Source organism: Kitasatospora sp. NPDC059599 (assembly GCF_042735125.1).
Taxonomy (GTDB): Bacteria; Actinomycetota; Actinomycetes; order Streptomycetales; family Streptomycetaceae; genus Kitasatospora.
The window spans coordinates 1-16778 of record NZ_JBHWCL010000192.1 but is presented as its reverse complement, the minus strand read 5'-3'; the positions used below and the strand labels follow the sequence as shown (position 1 = coordinate 16778).

The following is a 16778-nucleotide window of genomic DNA, read 5'->3' as shown; positions in this document are numbered from 1 at the left end:
GCCGCCACCCGCGGCCGGCCCGGGGCTGCGCCGGTCCCGGTCCCGCTCGGCGCGGACGACGTCGCTGCGACGTGTCGCCGGTGCGGGCGTCGTCGGTGCGGGGCGTTGTCGGTGCCGCGTGCGAGCATGCGGGCGAGACCCGACCGCCCCGACCGCGAGGTGCCCCATGCCCCGTTCCGCCCCCGACCGGCTCGACGACCTGCCGTACGCCGAACTGCTGCGCCCGCACACCGGGCCGCTGCGCAGCGACGAGCGGTACGACACCGTCCACTTCGACGGTGGCGAGCACACGGACGAGTCGGGCGCCGGGGCGGCCTTCCTGGAGTGCGCCTTCACCGGTGTCGCGCTCAGCGGGGTCAAGCTGCGCCAGGCCCGGTTCAACGAGGTCTGGGTGCAGGCCGGCCGCTGGGTGGCCTGCGACCTCAGCGACTCCGAGTGGCAGGACAGCGCCTTCGTCGGCGGCGTGCTGGCCGGGGTCGCCGGGTACGGCTCGGCGCTGCGCCGGGTTGTGTTCCGCGGCTGCAAGCTGGAGGCGGTCAACCTGCGGTCGGCCGTGCTGCGGGACGTCGTCTTCGAGGACTGCCTGCTGCGCGACGTGGACTTCGGCGAGGCCAAGCTGACCGGGGTGTCCTTCCCCGGCTCGACACTGGAGGAGGTCCGGCTGCGCGGTGCGACGCTGAGCAGGACGGACCTGCGCGGCGCCGTCCGGCTGGGGCTGGCCGACGGTCACCAGGGGCTGCGCGGCGCGGTCATCAGCTCCCCCCAGCTGCTGGAGCTGGCGCCGCAGTTCGCCCAGGCACTGGGGATCGAGGTCGAGGACCGCTGACCGGATCCCCCTCCGTCCCTCCCCGGCGTTTCCGTCCCGCGTTCAGCCCGACGTCGCTCGGTGACCGCAGGACGAACAGTCCGCCAAACCTGCTGCGCGCATCTGGTGGCCCGCCCCGCACCGGTGGAGACTTCTCCGCGATCGAGTGAGCCCCGACTTGTGTACACAACATCGCCAGCGAAGGGACGGGCCGGGCTGATGGCCGAGCTGAGTCGTAGGAAGTTCGTCACGCTGTCCGGGGCGGCCGCGGCCGGTCTCGCGGTGGCCGGCACCGGTGCCGCGGGCGCCGCCCCGGGCGCTCCCGCGGTGGCCTCCACCACCACGCTCCGGCAGACCGGCACCATCAACGACGTGCAGCACGTGGTGATCCTCATGCAGGAGAACCGCAGCTTCGACCACTACTTCGGCATGCTGCGCGGAGTGCGCGGCTTCGCCGACCGCAGCGCGATCCAGATCGCCGGCGGCTACAGCGTCTTCAACCAGCCCAACGGCCTGTTCAGCCGCCAGTACCCGTGGCAGTTCAGCCAGACCAAGCCGGCCGGCGGCGCCGACCCGGAGCGCCTCGCCCAGTGCAACGGCGACCTCAGCCACGGCTGGGGCGACCAGCACAGCGCGTGGAACAGCGGCAAGATGGACAACTGGGTCTCGGCCAAGGGCAACGTGCGCACGCTCGGCTTCCTCACCCGCCAGGACATCCCGTTCCACTACGCGCTGGCCGAGAACTGGACCATCTGCGACGCCTACCACTGCTCGGTGCTGAGCGCGACCGGCCCCAACCGCACCTACCACTGGTCCGGTCAGATCGACCCGTCCGGCGCCGCCGGCGGCCCGGCCTACGACGGCGGCGACGAGAAGGGCCTGCGCTGGCAGACCTTCGCCGAGGCCCTGGAGAACGCCGGGGTCAGCTGGAAGGTCTACCAGAACGCCGCCGACAACTACGGCGACAACGCCCTCGCCTACTTCAACCAGTTCTCCGGCGCCGCGGCGGGCAGCCCGCTGGCCGTCAAGGGCATGGGCTCGGTGCCCAAGGTCACCGGGAGGACCCCGGACGACATCGCCGCCGCGATCAAGGCCGACGTGCTGGCCGGCACCCTCCCGCAGGTCTCCTGGATCGTCCCCGACCAGGCCTCCTCCGAGCACCCGTACGCCACCCCGGCCGACGGCGCGCACTTCGTCCACATGGTGATCGACGCGCTCAACGCGGACCCGAACGTCTACGACTCGTCCGTCCTGTTCATCAACTACGACGAGAACGACGGCTTCTTCGACCACGTGCCGCCGCCGGTCGCCCCGGCCGGCACTCCGGGCGAGTTCTACAACGGCACCAACATCGGCCTCGGCTTCCGCGTCCCGATGATCACGGTCTCGCCCTGGACCCGCGGCGGCTGGGTCAACTCCGAGACCTTCGACCACACCTCGGTGCTGCGCTTCCTGGAGGTCTGGACGGCCGCCCTCGGCAGGCCCGCCACCAGCCCGAACATCAGCGACTGGCGCCGGCGCGTCTGCGGCGACCTCACCAGCGTGTTCGACTTCGCCAACCCGGTGTACGGCCTGCCGGCGCTGCCCGACACCTCGCAGACCATCGGCCTTTCCGCCTGCGGCCCGCTGCCCAACCCGGCCCCGGTGAACAACCAGCTGCCGCTGCAGGAGTCCGGCACCCGCCCGGCCCGCGCCCTGCCGTACCAGCCGAACGCCAACCTGGACCACCTGGAGTTCGGCTCGGGCGGGGTGATGAAGGTCTGGATCGCCATGGCCAACGGCGCTTCCAAGTCCACACACTTCGCGGCGTACGCCAACGCCTACCGCAGCGGCGGCCCCTGGCAGTACACCGTCGACCCGGGCGGCAGCACCAGCGACTTCTTCAACTGCGGCACCGGCTTCGGCGGCGGCCCGTACGACCTCACCGTCGTCGGCCCCAACCGCTTCCTGCGCCGCTTCAAGGGCGACGCGACGAAGGCGGGCAAGAACGCCGCCGTCACCGCCTCGTACGCGGTGGAGGCCGGCACCGGCAAGCTGGCCCTCTGGTTCAAGCTGGCCAACAACGGCAGCACCCCGATGACCTTCACCATCGCCCCGAACAACTACCGGACCGACGGCCCCTGGACCTACCAGGTCCCGGCCGGCGGCAGCGTCAGCGACTACTTCAACGCCGTCGCCTACACCAACGGCTGGTACGACTTCACCGTCACGGTGGACGCCGACAGCAGCTGGTCGCAGCGGTTCACCGGCCACCTGGAGACCGGCGCGCCCAGCGTCAGCGGCTGACGGCCGGCGCCGGCACGTGAGCACCGAGGCCCCACGACCCGACGGCGGGTCGTGGGGCCCCTCGCGTCACTTGCGCCAGAACAGGTGGTGCGTGACGCCGCTCGGGCTGGGCACGACCTCCAGGTGGAACCGGTCGAGCAACTCGTCGGGGGACTTCCAGAGCCGCAGCCCGGACCCGAGCTCCACCGGGGAGACCACCACGTGCAGGGTGTCGACGAGGTCGGCGTCGAGGAACTGCCGGATCGTGGTGACACCGCCGCCGAGCCGGACGTCCCTGCCCTGCGCCGCTGCCCGCGCCCGTTCGAGGACGGCGGCCGGGTCGCCGTCGACGAAGTGGAACGTGGTGTCGGAGAGCGTGATCGACGGACGCCCGTGGTGGGTCATGACGAACACCGGAGTGCGGAACGGGGGCTCCGCGCCCCACCAGCCGCGCCACTCGTGGTCCTGCCAGGGCCCGCGCTGCGGCCCGAACTTGTTGCGGCCCATGATCTCGGCACCGATGTTGCGGGCGAAGTCCCGGGTGAAGTAGTCGTCGAGGCCCCGGCTGCCCCCGGGGTCCGTCCGCATCGGCCAGCTCGCGGTGGCTCCGGCCCACGCGAACAGCCGCTCGGGGCCGTCGAGGCCGAACGGCCGTTCCAGGCTCTGGTGCTCACCGGCGCCGATCCCGTCGGCCGAGACGTTGAAGTTCATCACTCTGAGCAGTTGGTCCACGGGTTTCCTCGCCGGGTCTCGTCACGTCAGCGTGCGGCGGGGCGCCGCACGCGAGGACGTCGGAGCCGACCCGGCCGGATCGACATCGGCGGCGGGTCGTTCTTCTCCGGGACTGCGCGCGGGGGGCCGGCGGGCGGGCCGTCAGGCGAACGGGCCCCGGGGGAACCAGGGGTCGTGGACCTCCCGGGGGCCGTACGGGGTCAGCAGGGTGAGGGTGTGCACCCCCGCCGCGTACTCGGCCAGCTGCACCGACCCGTGCCGGGTCTCCAGTGCGGCCTGCACCGGCACCGGCAGCTTGGTGAGCGCCCGCCGCAACTGCAGCGCGTCGCGTCGGCTGACCGGCTGCGGCGAGCGCAGCACCAGCCGCAGCGGGCTGAGCGGCCCGGTCACCGGCACCCCGCTGCCCAGCTCGTAGCCGACCGCGCCGATCGGGCCCCAGGGCATCCGGTGGTCGGCCACCAGCCGGCCGACCTCCGGCAGCAGGGCCAGCGCCGGGATCCCGGTGAGCCGTTCGGGAGCCAGCCGCCGGCGCCGCTCGGCCAGCTGCTCGGGCCGCAGCGTCCGGGCCACCGCCGCCCAGGGCGCGAGTGCGTCCAGCCGCTGCCCGGGGCGCGGGCCTCGCACGGTCACCGGGAACCACAGTTCGGGCGCGGCCTCCGGGTCCCGGGTGCAGCGCTGCGGGTGCGGCAGGTCCGCCGGGCTGCCGACCACCGCCGGCGCCCGGCCGACCGTCACCCAGGGGTGCACCCGCAGCACGGCGCGCGCCCAGTCCGGCAGTTCGCCGCCCGCGAGCGGGCGCAGCGAACTGGGGCACTGCATCAGCAGCAGGTCGTGGGCGCCGGGCAGCCGCCCGTCCAGCGCGGCCAGCGGGCCGACCCGTCGGCGCGGTCCGTCGTGCGGGTCCTCGGCAGTGCGCCGGGCGGGGTTTGCGGGATGGACGACGGTCACAGCGGGCTCCAACGGTGGCGTCAGTTCGGCCGACGGCTCCACCCTGCGCCCGCCGGGCACCGCCCGGCTACGGCCGTTGGGCGCGTCCACCAGGGACCAAGGGCTCAACCGGGCCCGAGGTGCGTCGGCCCGGTCACGGTGTGAGAGTGGGGGCAGCCCGGTATTCCGACATTCCCCTCCGGAGGAGGAGTCATGGGCATCTTCGACAGGTTGTTCCACCGGCCGCCGCACCACGAGGCCACCGGCGAGGACGCCGCCCAGCGGGCCGCGCTCGCCCACGACGAGACCGTCGACGCGTTCGGCGACGACGTCGAGCGGAGCAGGGACGCGCAGGAGCGGATGGCCCAGGAGCGGCTCTCCCAGGAGGAGGCCGACCGGCGCGCCGCCGAGAACATGACGGCCGAGGGCGACCCCTGGGACTGATCCCTGGGGCCGAGATCCGGGGCCGAGGTCCGGGGCTGAGGTCTGGGGCTGACGGTCTGGGGCTGAGGCCTGGGACCGAGGCCGCCCCGACCGGCGGGGCCGACACCGGCCCCGCCGGTCACCACTACGCCGGTCACCGGTTCGGCCACCCCTGCCGGCAACTGCTCCCACAATCCCGCCGGTCACCGCTCCCGCGGTGGCAGCGGCGGGCGCCGCAGGTCCGGCCGGGGCGTGGACTCCGGCGGGGGTGCCGCGGCGGGCGCGTCCTCCAGCAGCTCCAGGGCGAGCTGGACGGCAGTGACCAGCTCGGGGTGGCGCCCCCGGGCCCAGTCGCCCGGGGTGCGCAGCACGTGCACGTCCGGTTCGACGCCCCGGTTCTCCACCGACCAGCCGAGGCCGCCGCCGAACCAGGAGGCGTTCTTCGGGACCGAGATCTGGGTGCCGTCACCGAGGGTGTGCCGCCCCGACATCCCGACCACCCCGCCCCACGTGCGGTTGCCGATCACCGGGCCGAGCCCGAGCAACTTGATCGCCGCGATGATGACGTCGCCGTCCGAGCTGGTCGCCTCGTCCGCGAGGGCGACCAGCGGGCCGCGCAGCGCGTGCCGCGGCCAGCGGACCGGCTGGCGGTCCCGGGTGAAGTCCCAGGCCAGGACGTGCCGGGTGAGCTTCTCCAGCACCAGTTCGGAGACGTTGCCGCCGGCGTTCCCGCGGACGTCCAGGACCAGTGCGGGCTTGTCCAGTTCGCGCCGCAGGTCCCGGTTGAACTGCGCCCAGCCGGAGCCGCCGAGGTCCGGGATGTGCAGGTAGCCGCACCGTCCGTCGCTGAACTCCCGGACGAGGGAGCGGCGTCTGGTCACCCAGTCCTGGTAGCGGACGGGCCGTTCGTCGGTCAGCGGGGTGACCGTGATCCGCCGAACCGGGCCGTCCTCGCCGGTGCGCAGGGCCAGTTCCACGGTGGTGCCGCCGGTACCGGCGAGCAGCGGCAGCGGTCCGCGCACCGGGTCCACCGGCCGGCCCGCGATCGACAGCAGTTCGTCGCCCTCCCGGACGCCCTGGGCGGCCAGCGGGGCGCGGGCGCGCGGGTCGGAGGACTCGCCGGGCAGCACCCGGCCGACCAGCCAGCGCCCCTCGGGGGAGCGGTGGGCGCTGGCGCCGAGCAGGCCGAGCGGCTGCTGGGCGAGCGAGGGCCCCTCGGCGCGCCGGGAGGTGGTGACGTAGGCGTGCGAGGTGCCCAGTTCGCCGAGGAGTTCGCGCAGCAGGTCGGCGAAGTCGTCGGGTGAGCAGACGCGTTCCAGCAGCGGTTCGTACTGGGCGACCAGGGCGGGCCAGTCCAGGCCGGACATCCGCTCGTCCCAGAACTGGTCGCGGACGATCCGTGCGGCCTCGTGGTAGGCCTGACGCCACTCGGCGTCCGGGTGCACGGTGTGGGTGATCCGGCGCAGGTCGACGCCGGTGCCGGCGGAGGGCGCGGAGACCGGGATCACCCGGAGCGTCCCGGCCGAGTAGACGACGACGGAGCCGCCGTCCCCGGAGACCGCGTAGCCGTCGAGCTTGTCCACCAGCGTGCTGCGGGTGCCCCGGGCGAGGTCGAAGTGCTCCAGTGAGGGGCGGCCCGAGGTGTCCTCCGGGCTGGCGAAGGTCTGCCCGAGGGTGCCGGAGATCGGCCAGCGCAGCCAGACCAGGCCGCCGCGCACCGCGTCGGTGGCCGAGTACTTGGAGGCGATCACCGGGAACTGCAGCAGCCGGTCGCCGATGCCCTCGGGTTCGACCCGGACGGTGCCGTCGCCGCCGCCGTCCCCGCGCGGGGCGCCGTCCTCGGCCTGCGCGGCGAACGGCGAGGGCGTGTCGGCGGTGAGCGGCACGAGGTACGGGCGGCAGCCGAGCGGGAAGGAGAGGTCGCCGGTGTGGACGTCGTGGACCGGGTCGAAGCCGCGCCAGGACAGGAAGGCCAGGTAGCGGCCGTCCCGGGTGAACACCGGCTGCTCGTCCTCGAACCGGCCGTCGGTGACCTCGGTGATCGGGGCGGGCGCCGCGGTGCGGGTGAGCCTGATCCGGCGCAGCGAGCGCCCGGCGACCGGCTGGGACCAGGCGATCCACCGCGAGTCGGGGGAGAACCGGGCGCTGGAGACCGGTCCGTACTCGGAGGAGGCCAGTTCGCGTACGGCTCCGTCGTCGGTGGCGACCAGCAGCAGCCGCCCGTCCGAGGAGGAGGCGGCGAGGCGGGTGCCGTCGGGGGAGACGGTGAGCTCCAGGACCCGGCCGAGCCGGCCGGCGGCGAGCACCCGGTGTCGGTGCCGGTCCCCGCCGCCGGAGCCCGGGGTCGCCTCGTGCCCGGGCAGCGGCATCACCTCGATCGCGTCGGCGCCCTCCGCATCGGTGATCCAGGCCGCCTCGCCGGTGTGCCCGAGCACGACCGGCAGCCGGGTCCGCACCCCGGGGGTGTCGGCCAGCGCGCGGGCCGGGCCGTCCTTGTGGGTGAGCCAGTACTGGCTGCCGCGCACGGTGATCACCCCGGCCCGGCCGGTCCGGTCGCAGGCGAGGTCCTTGACCTGGGACGCGGCGCCGACCTGGTAGGGGCGGCGGCCGGCCCGGGCGCCGCCGAGCGGGACGTCCAGCCGGTGCGGGGCGGGGGCGTCCAGGCCGTCCAGGAGCCAGAGGTCGCCGGCGTGCTGGTAGACGATCCGGGTGCCGTCGGTGGCGGCCTCGCGGGCGTAGTAGGTGGCGTGGTCGGTGTGCCGGCGCAGGTCGGTGCCGTCGGGACGGCAGGAGTAGAGGTTGCCGATGCCCTCGTGGTCGGAGAGGAAGGCGACCCGTCCGCCGACCGGCATGGGGGAGGCGAGGTGTCCGGTGTGGTCGGGGAGGATCCGCTTGCCGTCCGCCCAGAGCCGGCCGACGGCGCCGCCCCGGTAGCGCTTCCAGGCGGCCGGTTCGTGCGGGGCGGCGCCGGTGAGCAGGACGGTCCGTTCGCGGCTCATCTGGGCGTCGCCGACCGGGCCCCAGGGCATCCGCTGGCCGGGGGAGCCGTCGGCGGGCAGGGCGTGCGCCCAGGTGTAGTGGCCGAAGGGCTCGTGGAAGGAGGTGACGGCGAGCACCTCGCCGTCCGGCAGCCAGCCGCGCACCCGGGTGTCCTGGCTGCCCCAGAAGCTGAGCCGGCGGGCCTCGCCGCCGTCGACGGGGGCGGTCCACACCTCGGGGGTGAGGCTGAGCCAGCCGGTCCAGGCGAGGGTGGTGCCGTCGGGGGAGAAGCGGGGGTGGCTGACCCGGGTGCGGTCGCAGGTGACCCGCCAGGCCCGGCCGGTGACGGCGCCGGCGGTGTCCAGCGGGGCGATCCAGACGTCGTCCTCGGCGGTGAAGGTGAGCAGGCCGTGGTGCAGGTGGGGGTAGCGGAGGTAGCCGGGCGGGGTCACCCCTCCATCCTTCGACGGGGTGTCACACCCGGCAACCGGAGAAGGCCGGAACCGGTCTGGACCATTGACACCGTACGGCCGGATCCACTTCAGTGGTCTAGTCCAACTAGGGTGCCAGGCCGGGCCGTTCCCCCCACTGGCGCGTGCTCCGGCGTGCCCTCGGACGTCCCCCACGACCGTGCCACCGCAGGAGCGCCCCCATGCGCAGATCCATGCCCCCACGCTCACCCGCCCGCCCCCGGGCTCGTCGCGCCGCGCTCGTCGCCGGCACGGCCTCCGCCGTCGCCGCGGCCACCCTGGCCGGCGTCACCCTGGGCCTGGCCCCCGCCGCCTCGGCCGGCGAGTTCCTGGTCAACGGAGGCTTCGAGTCCGGCTCGCTCGGCCCCTGGAGCTGCGGCGGCGGCACCGGCAGCGTCGTCACCGCCCCGGTGCACGGCGGCAGCCACGCGCTCGCCGGCGCGGCCACGGCCGGCGACACCGCCCAGTGCGGCCAGGTCGTCACCGTCGCCCCCAACACGACCTACACGCTCAGTGCGTACGTCAACGGCTCCTACGTCTACCTGGGCGTCGACGGCGGCGGCCCCAGCACCTGGACCCCCGGCACCGGCGGCTCGTACCAGAAGCTCAGCGTCAGCTTCACCACCGGCGCCACCCAGACCAGCGCCACCGTCTACACCCACGGCTGGTACGGCCAGGGCACCTACTACGCGGACGACGTCTCGCTGGACGGCCCGGGCGCGCCCAGCCCGACGCCGACGCCCACGCCGACGCAGACCCCCACCGGGACCGCCTCGCCGACCGCGACCCCGACCGGCACCCCCACTGCGACCCCGACCGGCACCCCGACCGGCACGCCCACCGGCACCCCGACCACCCCGCCCACCGGCAGCCACGCCCTGGTCGGCTACCTGCACGCCGGCTTCGCCAACGGTGCCGGCTACACCCGGATGGCCGACGTCCCGAACTCCTGGGACTTCATCGACCTGTCCTTCGGCGAGCCCACCTCCGTCACCTCCGGCGACATCCGCTTCAACCGCTGCCCGGCCACCGAGTGCCCGACCGTCGAGTCCGACGCTGACTTCAAGGCCGCCATCGCCGCCAAGCGCGCCCAGGGCAAGAAGGTGCTGATCTCGATCGGCGGCCAGAACGGCCAGGTCCAGCTGACCACCGCCGCCGCCCGGGACACCTTCGTCAGCTCGGTCTCGGCGATCATCGACAGGTGGGGCCTGGACGGCCTGGACATCGACTTCGAGGGCCACTCGCTCTCCCTCGACACCGGCGACACCGACTTCAGGAACCCGACCACCCCGGTCGTCGTCAACCTGATCTCCGCGCTGAAGACCCTCCGGGCCAGGTACGGCCCGGGCTTCGTGCTGACCATGGCGCCGGAGACCTTCTTCGTCCAACTCGGCTACCAGTACTACGGATCCGGACCCTGGGGCGGCCAGGACCCGCGCGCCGGGGCCTACCTGCCGGTCATCCACGCCCTGCGCGACGACCTCACCCTGCTGCACGTCCAGGACTACAACTCCGGCTCCGTCATGGGCCTGGACAACCAGTACCACTCGATGGGTGGCGCCGACTTCCACGTCGCGATGACCGACATGCTGCTCAAGGGCTTCCCGGTGGCGGGCAACGCGAACAACGTGTTCCCGGCGCTGCCGGCCTCCAAGGTCGCCATCGGCATGCCGGCCACCACCAACGCGGGCAACGGCTACGTCGCCCCGGCCGAAGTGGACAAGGCCCTGGACTGCCTCACCAAGCTCACCAACTGCGGGACGTACGTGCCGCGTTCGGGCGCCCAGCCGAACCTGCGCGGGCTGATGGCCTGGTCGGTGAACTGGGACCGGTTCGGCGGCCAGGAGTTCTCCCGGAACTTCGACGGCTACTTCGGCCGCTGACCGACGCCAACGGGACCGTGCTCGGACCCGACGCGCTTGAACCTGACACCGGTGTGAGGTCCAAGCATGGTCCCCATGGCGACCACACGACTCCCGACCCCGGTACCTCGCAAGCCCTTCCCGCTCCCCTCCCTGCTCGCCCTGGCCACCGCCGTCTTCGTCACCGCGCTCACCGAGAACCTGCCCGCCGGGGTGCTACCCGGCATGGGCGAGTCCCTCGGCGTCAGCGAGTCGGCCGCCGGGCAGACCGTCACCGTCTACGCGATCGGCTCCGCCGCCACCGCGATCCCGCTCGCCGCGGCCACCGCCGGCTGGGGCCGCAAGCGACTGCTGCTCACCGCGATGGGCGGCTTCGCCGTGGCCAACACGGTGACCGCGGTGTCCGGCAGCTACCCGCTCACCCTCGCCGCCCGCTTCCTCGCGGGCGTCGCGGCCGGCCTCGCCTGGGCGCTGCTGGCCGGGTACGCCCGCCGGCTGGTGCCGGTCGAGCAGCAGGGCCGGGCGATGGCCGTCGCCATGGCGGGCGTGCCGGTGGCGCTGTCGCTCGGAGTGCCGGTCGGCACCTTCCTCGGCCGGATGTCCGCCTGGTGGGTGCCGTTCCTGGTCATGACGGCACTGGCGGTCGGCGTGGTCGGCTGGATCACGGCGCTGCTGCCCGAGGAGCCGGGCCGGCCCGACGGCGAGCGCGTGCCGGTCCGGCACGCGCTCGCCGTGCCCGGCGTGGTGCCGGTGCTCACGGTGACCGTGCTCTACGTGCTCGCCCACACCATCCTGTTCACCTACATCGCGCCCTTCCTCGACCGGGCCGGCCTCGGCGGCGCCACCGGCACCGTCCTGCTGGTCTTCGGCCTGGCCTCGATGGCGAGCATCTGGCTGACCGGCGCCCACATCCACCGCCGGCTGCGGCGGTTGACGATCGGCGGCGCACTGCTGGTCGCGGTGACGGCGGGCGTCCTCGCGCTGTGGTCGGACAGTGCGCCGCCGGTGTACGCGGCGGCGCTGCTCTGGGGCCTGGGCTGGGGCGGCGTCCCGACCCTGCTGCAGACCGCCCTCGGTGACGCGGGCGGCGAGCGGGCGGACGCCGCCCAGGCCGTGCTGGTGACCCTGTGGAACGTCGCGATGGCGGCCGGCGGGGTCGTCGGCGGACTCGTCCTGGACGGCCTCGGCACCGGCGCCCTGCCCTGGACGGTCCTCGCCCTGATGCTCCCCGTCCTCGCCGTGCTCGCCGCCGCCCGTCGCCACGCCTTCCCGCCGGCCCGGGGCTGAGGACGACCCCCTGGGCCCGGTCCGGCCGCAGCAGCAGGCGGTTCGACAGCGGTTCGGTCACCAGCCCGGGCGGGGCGGTGGTGACCGAGCCCGCCGGGGAGCGCCCGCTAGGGAGCGCGCCGCTGGGGAGCGCGCCGACCGCACGGGAAATGCCGGAAGGCCCCTCGCTTTCGCAAGGGGCCTTCCGGCTGTCTGTGCGCCGCCAGGGACTCGAACCCCGGACCCGCTGATTAAGAGTCAGCTGCTCTAACCAACTGAGCTAGCGGCGCCTGCTGACGTGGAGAACATTACCTGGTCAGCGGCCGAAACACACAATCGGCCCGGCGGGGGGCCAGGGGCCCCGGGGCGTCGTGCCCGGAGCCTCACATGGTCAGCACCACCTTGCCCCGGACGTGTCCGGTGCCGACCAGGCGGTGGGCCTCCCCGGCCCGCTCCATCGGGAGGGACTCGGCGATCTCCAGCCGCAGCCCGCCCGCCTCCCAGAGCCGGACCAGCTCGGTCAGCCGGGCGGCGGTGCGCTGCGTGCGCAGCAGCCGCACGCCCAGCCGTCCGGCGCCCTCGAAGTCGACGACGGTGCCGATCCGGTCCCGGTCGGCGACCAGCTCGACCGAGGCCTCCAGGGCACCCCGCCCGGCGGCGTCGAAGGCGGCCGTCACCCCCTGCGGCGCCGCCACCCGGACCCGCTCGACCAGCCCCTCCCCGTACGCGACCGGGACCGCGCCCAGCTCGCGCAGGTACGCGTGGTTGCGCTCGCTCGCGGTGCCGACCACCGTGGCGCCCCGGGCCCGGGCGAGCTGGACGGCCACCGTGCCGACCCCGCCGGAGGCGCCGTGCACCAGCACGGTGTCGCCGGGGCCGACGCCGAGCAGGGTGAGCGCGGTGTGCGCGGTCTGGCCGGAGGCGGAGAGCGAGCCGGCCTGCTCCCAGGGCATCCCGGCGGGCTTGGCCACCAGCTGGGCGGCGTCCACCGTGACCAGTTCGGCGTGGCTGTCCAGCAGCCGGAAGCCCAGCACCTCGTCGCCGGCCCTCCAGCCGCCGCTGTCCGGCCCGACCCGGTCCACCACCCCGGCGAACTCGTTGCCGAGGACGAACGGCGGTTCGACCGTCAGTCCCGGCGGCCGGAACCCCTCCCGGATCGCCAGGTCGACCGGCTGCACCCCGGCCGCGTACACCCGCACCCGCACCTCGCCCGGACCCGGCTGCGGATCGGGCACCTCGGTGACCCGCAGGACCTCCGGACCGCCGGACCGCGTCACGGTGACCGCCTTCATGTCTGCTCCCACCCGTTCGACCGGCCGACGGCTCCCGTCGACCGGTACCGATCCTCGGTCCTGAAGTGCGCTTGAGGTCAAGGGGTCGTTCAGCGCGTCTTCACTGATGGGTGCATTGTCAGATTTATCCTGGGCGGCGCTCAGCCGTGCGTCCGTCCGTCGAGAGGAACCTCCCCGTGGGCCAGCTGCCCCTGTTCTTCCTGGTGCTGCTCGCCTCCGTGGTCACCATGCCGCTCGGCCGCAGGACGGGCGTGCCGCAACCGGTCCTGATGACCCTGCTCGGCATCGTCATGGCGATCGTCCCGCAGATCCCGGACGTCACCATCGAGCCCGAGCTGATCCTCCCGCTGGTCCTGCCCCCGCTGATCTTCGCCGTCGCCCGGCGCTCCTCGGTGCGCTACTTCAAGGCCAACGCCCGCTCGATCCTGCTGCTGGCCATCGCCCTGGTGGTGGTCACCACCGTCGCGGTGGCCGGCACGGTGCACTGGCTGCTGCCCGCCCTGCCGCTCGCCGCCGCGATCGCGGTCGGCGCGCTGGTCTCCCCGCCCGACCCGGTCGCCGCCGTCGCGGTGGCCGGCAGCATCGGCCTGCCCCGCCGGCTGGTGTCGATCCTGGAGAGCGAGGGCCTGTTCAACGACGTCACCGCGATCGTCATCTACTCGCTGGCCATCGAGGCCATGGTCAGCGGCGACTTCTCGGTCGGCGGCGCGGTGCTGCGCTTCGTCCTGTCCGCGGTGCTGGCCGTGGTCGTCGGCGTCGTCCTCGGCTGGGTCAACACCAAGCTCGCCGAACGCCTGGACGACCCGACCCAGCAGGTCGCGCTCAACCTGCTGGTGCCCTTCGCCGCCTACACCATCGCCGAGGAGATCCACGGCTCCGGCGTGCTCGCCGTCGTGGTCTGCGCGCTCTACCTCGCCGAGCGGGCCTCCGACGCCGACGCCGTCGCCTACCGGCTGGTCGGCAACGCCTTCTGGGAGGTGGTCGAGATCCTGATCACCGGCGTCGCCTTCGGCCTGATCGGCCTGGAGCTGGCCACCGTGCTCAAGGAGGCCGGCCGCGGCTGGACCGGCTTCATCGGCGACGCCGCCGTGGTGATCGCCGTCGTGGTGGTGGTCCGGCTGCTCTGGCTGCTGCCGGCCGGCTGGGTGTCCCGGAAGCTGCGCAGCGGCGACGACGAGGACACCCCGTTCAGCTGGAAGGAGAGCGTGGTCCTCTGGTGGTCCGGCATGCGCGGCGTGGCCACCGTCGCGCTGGCGCTCGCCATCCCGCTCACCCTGCACTCCGGCGCGGACTTCCCCGAGCGCGGCCGACTGGTCTTCATCGCCTTCAGCGTGGTGCTCTTCACGCTCCTGGTGCAGGGCCTGACCCTGCCCTGGGTGGCCAAGCGGCTCCGGCTGGACATCGACCAGGACAAGCACGAGCAGGCCGTCCGTCAGCTCTGGTGGCGGGCCGCCAAGGCCGGGCTCACGCGGCTCGGCGAGCTGGAGGAGCAGGACCGGCTGCCGGCCGAGGTCGCCGACCGCCTGCGGGACCGTCAGCACGACCGGCTGGCCCGGCTCTGCCCGGAGAACTACGCCGAGGAGGAGGCCGCCGAGGCCAAGCTGCGGCTGTCCCAGTGGCGGGCCGCCCGGGACGTCGAGCAGGAGATGATCGCGGCCTCCCGCCGCGAGATGCTCGTCGCCCGCAGCGAGCTCGGCGCCGACCCGGAACTGGTCGACCAGGTGCTGCGCGGGCTCGACCTGCGCTCGGAACGGAAGTGACGTCCTGTCCGCCGGTGGGCGGAATGTGCGCGACCGCCCCCGGGGTTGCATAGGCTGAACCCGGGCAGGCCGTCAACGGAGTCGGCGCACCACCAGTACCCGCACGACCTCGCACCGAGACCCTCACCCTCGGGGGCTCACGCCTGGCCCTGCCGGTTTCTGCACCCAGATGAATCGAGGACCCACCGATGTCGGAGACCCGCGCCGACTCCCGCACCCCGCTGGACCGCACCCCGCAGTGGGCCGCCCTGGCCAAGCACCGGACCGAACTGGGCGACACCCACCTGCGCGAGCTGTTCGCCGCCGACCCCGAGCGCGGCCGACGCCTCACCCTGCGGGTCGGCGACCTGCACGTGGACTACGCCAAGCACCTGGTGACCGACGAGACGCTGGAGCTGCTGCGCGCACTCGCCGCCGCCACCGGCGTCGCCGAGCTGCGGGACGCGATGTTCCGCGGCGAGAAGATCAACACCACCGAGCGCCGCGCGGTCCTGCACACCGCGCTGCGCGCCCCGCGCGGCGCCGTGGTCGAGGTCGACGGCGAGAACGTGGTGCCCGGCGTGCACGCCGTCCTCGACAAGATGGCCGCCTTCGCCGACCGGGTCCGCAGCGGCGCGTGGAAGGGCCACACCGGCAAGCCGATCCGGGCCGTCGTCAACATCGGCATCGGCGGCTCCGACCTCGGCCCCGCGATGGCCTACGAGGTGCTCCGCTCGTACACCGAGCGCGACCTCGTCGTCCGCTTCGTCTCCAACGTCGACGGCGCCGACCTGCACGAGGCGGTCCGCGACCTCGACCCGGCCGAGACGCTGTTCATCGTCGCCTCCAAGACCTTCACCACCATCGAGACCATCACCAACGCGGTCTCCGCCCGCGACTGGCTGCTCGACGGCCTGGGCGCCGGCACCGAGGCGGTCGCCAAGCACTTCGTCGCGCTGTCCACCAACGCCCGGGGCGTCCAGGACTTCGGCATCGACACCGCCAACATGTTCGAGTTCTGGGACTGGGTCGGCGGCCGCTACTCCTACGACTCGGCCATCGGCCTCTCGCTGATGACCGCCATCGGCCCGGACGCCTTCCGCGAGATGCTGGACGGCTTCCACCTGGTCGACGAGCACTTCCGCACCGCCCCGGCGGAGGAGAACGTCCCGCTGCTGCTCGGCCTGCTGGGCGTCTGGTACGGCGCGTTCTTCGACGCCCAGGCGCACGCGGTGCTGCCGTACTCGCACTACCTGTCCAAGTTCACCGCCTACCTGCAGCAGCTGGACATGGAGTCCAACGGCAAGTCGGTGACCCGCGACGGCACCCCGGTGGACTGGCAGACCGGCCCGGTGGTCTGGGGCACCCCCGGCACCAACGGCCAGCACGCGTACTACCAGCTGCTGCACCAGGGCACCAAGGTGATCCCGGCCGACTTCATCGGCTTCGCCAAGCCGGTCGCCGACCTGCTCCCGGGCCTGGTCGCCCAGCACGACCTGCTGCTGGCGAACTTCTTCGCCCAGACCCAGGCGCTGGCCTTCGGCAAGACCCCGGAGGAGGTCGCGGCCGAGGGAGTGCCCGCCGAACTCGTCCCGCACAAGACCTTCAAGGGCAACCACCCGACCACCACCATCCTGGCCGGAGAGCTGACCCCGTCGGTGCTCGGCCAGCTGGTCGCCCTCTACGAGCACAAGGTGTTCGTCCAGGGCGCGATCTGGAACATCGACTCCTTCGACCAGTGGGGCGTCGAGCTGGGCAAGGTGCTCGCCAAGCGGATCGAGCCGGTGCTGCTCACCGGAGAGGGCGCCGAGCAGCTGGACAGCTCCACCGCCGAGCTGGTCGCCCGCTACCGGGAGCTGCGGGGCCGCTGAGCCCCGGCCGGGCCGTCCGCTCCGGCGGGCGGCCCGGCTGCGTTCCGCCCGCCGTTCGGAGCCGGTCCGCCGTTCGGGCCCGGCCGGTCGTTCGGAGCCGACCCGTCGTTCGGAGCCGGAAACGCCGGAAGGCCCTTCGCTCTCGCG

At 73.7% G+C, this 16778-nt stretch carries 11 protein-coding genes and 1 tRNA gene; 7 read left to right on the top strand and 5 right to left on the bottom strand.

Going from position 1 to position 16778, the window contains the following annotated elements:
- Window positions 1–166 precede the first annotated feature (166 nt).
- Both ACFV04_RS39510 and ACFV04_RS39505 read left to right on the top strand, forming a co-directional pair.
- Window positions 167–826 (top strand): pentapeptide repeat-containing protein, encoded by a 660-nt coding sequence (locus tag ACFV04_RS39510; RefSeq protein ID WP_360253204.1) that lies wholly within the window; start codon window positions 167–169, stop codon window positions 824–826.
- A gap of 198 nt (window positions 827–1024) precedes the next feature.
- Entirely contained in the window at window positions 1025–3091 is a 2067-nt protein-coding gene (locus ACFV04_RS39505) for a phosphocholine-specific phospholipase C (RefSeq protein ID WP_380535855.1), read from the top strand.
- 66 nt (window positions 3092–3157) lie between these two features.
- On the opposite strand, the gene ACFV04_RS39500 is transcribed toward ACFV04_RS39505, so the two are convergent.
- Both ACFV04_RS39500 and ACFV04_RS39495 read right to left on the bottom strand, forming a co-directional pair.
- Window positions 3158–3802, bottom strand: coding sequence for a dihydrofolate reductase family protein (locus ACFV04_RS39500; protein ID WP_380339174.1), 645 nt, complete (start codon window positions 3800–3802; stop codon window positions 3158–3160).
- Window positions 3803–3943: 141 nt separating this feature from the next.
- Window positions 3944–4750 (bottom strand): phosphoribosyl-dephospho-CoA transferase MdcG domain-containing protein, encoded by an 807-nt coding sequence (locus ACFV04_RS39495; RefSeq protein WP_380535853.1) that lies wholly within the window; start codon window positions 4748–4750, stop codon window positions 3944–3946.
- Window positions 4751–4942: 192 nt separating this feature from the next.
- Between ACFV04_RS39495 and ACFV04_RS39490 the strand changes: the two genes are divergently transcribed.
- Window positions 4943–5173 carry a hypothetical protein gene (locus ACFV04_RS39490; RefSeq protein WP_380339168.1) on the top strand — a complete coding sequence of 77 codons (231 nt, stop codon included), beginning with the start codon at window positions 4943–4945 and terminating at the stop codon, window positions 5171–5173.
- Window positions 5174–5355: 182 nt separating this feature from the next.
- Here ACFV04_RS39490 and ACFV04_RS39485 read toward each other — a convergent pair whose 3' ends face one another.
- Window positions 5356–8583: a S41 family peptidase gene (locus ACFV04_RS39485; protein ID WP_380339165.1), complete on the bottom strand. Its 3228-nt coding sequence runs from the start codon at window positions 8581–8583 to the stop codon at window positions 5356–5358.
- 200 nt (window positions 8584–8783) lie between these two features.
- Between ACFV04_RS39485 and ACFV04_RS39480 the strand changes: the two genes are divergently transcribed.
- Entirely contained in the window at window positions 8784–10484 is a 1701-nt protein-coding gene (locus ACFV04_RS39480) for a chitinase (protein ID WP_380535851.1), read from the top strand.
- Window positions 10485–10559: 75 nt separating this feature from the next.
- Window positions 10560–11750: an MFS transporter gene (locus ACFV04_RS39475; protein WP_380535849.1), complete on the top strand. Its 1191-nt coding sequence runs from the start codon at window positions 10560–10562 to the stop codon at window positions 11748–11750.
- A gap of 195 nt (window positions 11751–11945) precedes the next feature.
- Here ACFV04_RS39475 and ACFV04_RS39470 read toward each other — a convergent pair.
- Together ACFV04_RS39470 and ACFV04_RS39465 are read right to left on the bottom strand one after the other, a co-directional pair.
- Window positions 11946–12019, bottom strand: a tRNA-Lys gene (locus tag ACFV04_RS39470).
- A gap of 93 nt (window positions 12020–12112) precedes the next feature.
- Window positions 12113–13021 carry an NADP-dependent oxidoreductase gene (locus ACFV04_RS39465; protein ID WP_380535847.1) on the bottom strand — a complete coding sequence of 303 codons (909 nt, stop codon included), beginning with the start codon at window positions 13019–13021 and terminating at the stop codon, window positions 12113–12115.
- 176 nt (window positions 13022–13197) lie between these two features.
- Here ACFV04_RS39465 and ACFV04_RS39460 point away from each other — a divergent pair, with 176 nt between their 5' ends.
- Together ACFV04_RS39460 and pgi are read left to right on the top strand one after the other, a co-directional pair.
- A complete protein-coding gene (locus ACFV04_RS39460) occupies window positions 13198–14781 on the top strand; it encodes a Na+/H+ antiporter (RefSeq protein WP_380535845.1) in 1584 nt (527 codons plus the stop codon).
- A gap of 188 nt (window positions 14782–14969) precedes the next feature.
- A complete protein-coding gene (pgi, locus tag ACFV04_RS39455) occupies window positions 14970–16631 on the top strand; it encodes a glucose-6-phosphate isomerase (protein ID WP_380339152.1) in 1662 nt (553 codons plus the stop codon).
- Window positions 16632–16778: the final 147 nt, after the last annotated feature.